At 70.0% G+C, this 1,135-nt stretch carries 2 protein-coding genes; both read right to left on the minus strand.

What is annotated here, in order from left to right; translation table 11 throughout:
• A partial coding sequence (locus G7A99_RS20375) for a toxin VasX (protein WP_205599958.1) occupies positions 1-413 on the minus strand: 413 nt, incomplete at its 3' end.
• Positions 410-1,135: DUF4123 domain-containing protein (locus G7A99_RS20380; protein ID WP_163143685.1), on the minus strand; the 726-nt coding region annotated here is incomplete at its 5' end. The genes G7A99_RS20375 and G7A99_RS20380, both read right to left, overlap by 4 nt.

Below are 1,135 nucleotides of genomic sequence, written 5' to 3' on the forward strand. Positions count from 1 at the left end.
GAGGAGTAGTTCCGTGCCGTGACGTTGCAGGGCGTGGTGACGTGGGCGTTCTCGGCGGCCGTCGGTGCCCGGCCCAGTGGCGGGAACTCGCACAGCCGGGCGTCGCTGGTGATCATCCACGCCTGCCAGCGTTCCCGGGTCGCGTCGAAGAGATACAGGTAGCCTTCGCGGAGCAGCCGCAGCCCGTACCGGCTCTGCTCGAGAGGGGGGAAGTGGGTGGCCGCGTGCACGAGCATGGGTTGAGGTAGCTCCAGCCCCTCGCCCCCGTCGGGCGGGTCCACGACGGCGTAACGCACGGGCAGGATGGGTAGCCCGACCCGCTCGCAGAAGGGGCACTCGTATGTGCGCGTGCCCGCCGCCGTGTACCGATCCACCATATCCACTACGTCGCCCGGGTCGATGAATGCCGTCATGTCCGCGCTCCCCTGCTCTCTTCGGCGATCCGTCGCCAGTCGTGCGTGCCCCACGTCCGTGTCAGCGCCCGGTAGTCTTCGCCCTGGCGGCAACGCGCGAGGACATGGCGCATGACCGGGTGACGGTGGAACGAATCCGTGCTGCCTAGACCGTGCAAGGCGAATGCTATGCGCGAGCCCGGATCGGTGATGCCCTCGCGGTGGGCGACGGCGAGCAGGCGGTCGAGGCGGATGATGGCGTTATCCGTCCATGGGGCGGTCCCGGTATGCGGCACGGACAGTGCCAGCGTCCGGTTGACCAGGCCGATGCGGTCGATGGCATCCCACTGTTCCGGCGCCAGGGCGCGCTCGCCGGACCGGTGGGCGCCGTCATGGGGGGAGGCGTGACGGATGCAGCCCGTGCGCCCCACGAACAGCCAGTGATCGACGGGGCCCAGTAGCGCTGCCAGCTGGGTGTCGCTACAGAGGCTCAGCAGCCGCTCCATGACCCGCGGATCGTAGTAGCGCAGCAGGGCCGCCCGTCCGGACGGTTTCGTCTGCCGTAGCTGACGGCTCAGGTAGCGGGCGACGCCCTGCACTGCGCCTGCGAAGATCAGCCAGCCGCATACCGGGCGTGGCTCGTCGGGCCGGGGCGGTGACGCACAGTGGGCCTGCAGTCTCGTCCATATCCGCTGGGGCGTGCCCGTGACGGGCTGCAGGCGCAGTCGCTCGGCCGGTGGCTG

Source organism: Arhodomonas sp. KWT (assembly GCF_010993615.1).